The sequence below is a fragment of the Waterburya sp. genome, assembly GCF_058530065.1.
In genome coordinates, this window is record NZ_JBZNBU010000019.1 from 1 (window position 1) to 3,610 (window position 3,610).

Sequence of the window (3,610 nt, forward strand, 5' to 3'; positions counted from 1 at the left end):
AATTATGAAAGTAGGAATCGTTAGAGAAGGCAAAACAAAAACCGATTCTAGAGTACCCTTAACACCAAAGCAATGCCGATACTTGCAAGATAAAGATCGCAACTTACAAATATTTGTCCAGCCCAGTCCAGATCGCTGCTTTACCGATTCCGAATATCGAAGTCAAGGTATCCCAATAACCGAAAATCTTGAGATGTGCGATCTGCTGTTAGGAATTAAAGAAGTTCCTATTTCAATGCTGCTGCCGAATAAAACTTACCTCTTTTTCTCCCATACAATCAAAAAACAACCCTATAATCGGGAACTACTCCGTTCGATTCTGCAACAAAAAATTCGCCTGATTGACTATGAATGTCTGCGGGATGAAAATGGCAGAAGAGTAATTGCTTTTGGACGCTGGGCGGGAATTGTGGGCGGTCACAATGCGATTTTGACTTGGGGCAGGCGATCGCGAGAATTCAATCTCAAACCCATGCATCACTGTCATGACTGGGCAGAAGCTCAAACCTATTATCAGAACTTACCCCTATCTAACATCAAGCTGGTAGTCACGGGAGAGGGTAGAGTTGCTAATGGAGCAACTGAAGCGCTGGAGCTGATGGCAATCGAACGAGTTTCGCCTCAAGCATTTTTAGAACACAATTTTAACAAGCCTGTTTATACACAGTTAACGGTTAAAGATATGTACCGTAAACCAGGATCGGCTTCTTTTGATGAAACTCATTATTATCAATATCCCGAACAGTATGAGTCGATTTTTGAACCCTATACCCATACTGCAAATATCATGCTCAATGGTATTTATTGGGATCGGCGTATTCCAGTTTTCTTTACCAAAGAAGACATGAAGCAAGAGAATTTTACCATTCAGATCATTGCCGATGTTACCTGCGATATTGCTCCTAATTCCTCAATTCCTGCAACTATCAGAGCTTCTTCGATCGCCGAGCCAATTTACGGTTATGATCCTGTATCAGAACAAGAAACCCAGCCATTTCAAAGTCACTGTGTCGATGTCATGGCAGTAGATAATCTTCCCAACGAACTGCCGAGAGATGCCTCAGAAGATTTTGGCGAGCGATTAATCTCAATAGTCTGGGCTGAGTTGAATCGAACTGATAGTCGAATGATTGACGAAGGAACGATCGCTTTTAAGGGTGATTTGAACCAACCTTATGAATATTTAAGAGATTATGTGAGCTAAACGAATCTAACGTCAATTGAGTATAATTTTTAACCCGAACGCGAAGCAGTTTAAAAATTTAGTTGCGGGGCATTACTGCCCGCTGAAAACTAAAAACTAAAAACTAAGAACTAAAAACTAAAAACTAAAAACTAAAGACTATTCTCTTCGAGCAATTCTCTTATCGCGAACTCAGATTAAAAAGCCATATCCAAGCACGATTGGGGAGGTTTGATAAATCATGTTTCCGATACATATCGCCCTGGTTATATTAGAGAATTTTTGGGACAAGGACAAGTGCCCGTCATTTTGGGTATACCGCTTTTATCTTTACCCAGCTTTAGCAGACTAATTTGTTTCTTAGGGGTTAATTAGCAGTCCATAGCTTACAATCTTTCAAAACAATAAGGTTAAAATAACAGCAGATATCTAGCCCTAAAAGGATTGAGTTATGTTTGGCAAGTCTCCCCGTGAAGCGCAAAAACCCACAGTATCAGATCTCAAAGACATCAAACTGTCGCCTCCTACTGCTGTAGAACTAAAATCTCAAGAAACTTCATTACAAACCGAAGAACCTACTCTTGTCGAATCAAACGAACTTGTTTCTACAGTTGAGAAAATCAGTCGGATTGTCTCCCCTTATTTTGTGGCGATCGTTGGTTTGTCTTTATACGAGAATAATTTTCTCATTGGTACAATTTTGATTTTGGTAGGTATTCTCTCTTTGCTGAAAGTTTCCACTCAAGATGTGGGTAACTTCTTAGAATGGTTGAAGAATTTTCTCGGTTTGGGAAAATAGTTTAATAAATCCGTTTCAAAATAAAAAAATATTGGTAAAAAGAGTCATTAGTTGTTAGTGTTTTATATGTTTGTAGGAGCGTTGTTTATTCACTAGCCCAGGTAATTTTTGTTTTGTAACAAAATAAGTTTGGAAATCAATTGTTCGATAATACTAATCACTAATGGCTAACATCTCATAACTAATAACTAAATCGTGGTTTTCTTAGCAGAACAAATAAGTACCTAAGCAGAATTATTTGTATATTCCATATTTTCCTAACCCCTAACCCCTAACCCCTAAACCCAATCTCAACTATCCAATTAATTTTGCACAACTACTTATTAAATAATCAATACCAACTTCAAAAAGGGTTGGGACGTACTGCAACGGGACATCAAACTTGGCTAGCAATCGATCGCGATCGCAATTTAGAAGTAGCGATTAAATTGTTGGCTTTTAATCCTCAAATGCGCTGGGAAGAATTAAAACTATTTGAGCGAGAAGCTCAAGTTTTAAAAGCTTTGAATAAAAGATTATTTAGACATCAATTAAGCTATTAGTTACTTATTACTTACCTAAAAGGCGGTGCATACATTAAACCACCATCTTTCCACAAAGCATTTAAACCCCTTTCCAAAGCAAAAGGTTCGCCAATATTGCGCTCGTAAATTTCACCATAATTACCAACGTGCTGAATAATTCGTCTAGTAAAATCATTAGGCAAGCCGAGATTCTGTGCCAGATTGTCTTCTAAATATAAAAACCGATTAATTTCCCGATCTTTACTTTTAGCTAAACGGTTAACATTTTGGGAATTAATTCCCAACTCTTCTCCTTGAATTAGAGCATAAACCGTCCATTTAACCGCATCAAACCATTGAGAATCGCCATTTGCCACCAGAGGGCCTAAAGGTTCTTTAGAAAGAGTTTCTGCTAAAACTAAATGTTCTTCAGGTCGGTCGAATAGAGCGCGACGAGCAGTTAATTGAGAGCGATCGCTAGTTACCACCTGACAATTTCCCTCTTCATATTCTTCATAGAGACTATCCGCATCGTCAAACAACAAGGGAGTGTAACTCAAACCCAATTTTCTCATCCGAACTTCTAAATTCTGTTGGTGAGTCGTTCCAGATAAAATACAGACAGATTTATTATCTACATCTTCTAGCATCTCAATTCCGCTATTATTAGCCACTAGCAAACCTTGAGCGTCATAAAAAGTAGTAGGAGCAAATTCCATCCCCATAGAAGTATCTCGGCTGAGAGTCCAAGTAGTGTTGCGACTCAATAAATCTACTTCTCCCGCAGTCACTGCCTTAAAACGTTCTTGAGCGTTGAGATTGCGATATTCTACCCGATCTGGATCGTCAAATAAAGCGGATGCGATCGCCCGACAAAAATCTACATCCATTCCTGAATAGTTACCATTGTCATCTACTGCACTAAATCCAGGCAATTGACCGTTAACCCCGCAGATTAATTTGCCTCGCTGTTTGACTAGATCCAAGCGACTCTGGCGATCGCTTTGTAGTGCAAGATCGTTACTGGAATTGCTCGAATCGCCGTTTTGACTGTGACAACTAGTAGCTAAGATAAAAAATAATAATAAAACAAAAAATTTGGGTTTCACGTTATGGGAAAAAATA

General features: G+C 38.7%; 3 protein-coding genes and 1 pseudogene. 3 read left to right on the forward strand and 1 reads right to left on the reverse strand.

The features are described 5' to 3' along the window. The 3 genes and pseudogenes from AC33VI_RS01195 to AC33VI_RS01205 all read left to right on the forward strand — a co-directional run. On the forward strand, positions 1–1,204 hold a 1,204-nt coding region (locus AC33VI_RS01195), incomplete at its 5' end, for an NAD(P)-dependent oxidoreductase (protein ID WP_491780445.1). Positions 1,205–1,634: 430 nt separating this feature from the next. Then, entirely contained in the window at positions 1,635–1,982 is a 348-nt protein-coding gene (locus AC33VI_RS01200; protein WP_491780446.1) for a hypothetical protein, read from the forward strand. Between the two features lie 305 nt (positions 1,983–2,287). Beyond that, positions 2,288–2,491 (forward strand): annotated as a pseudogene (locus tag AC33VI_RS01205) (serine/threonine protein kinase); the annotation flags it as partial. Positions 2,492–2,535: 44 nt separating this feature from the next. Here the strand turns inward: AC33VI_RS01205 and AC33VI_RS01210 are convergent. Further along, complete coding sequence (locus AC33VI_RS01210; protein ID WP_491780447.1) at positions 2,536–3,609, reverse strand: amino acid ABC transporter substrate-binding protein; 1,074 nt, start codon at positions 3,607–3,609, stop codon at positions 2,536–2,538. Position 3,610: the final 1 nt, after the last annotated feature.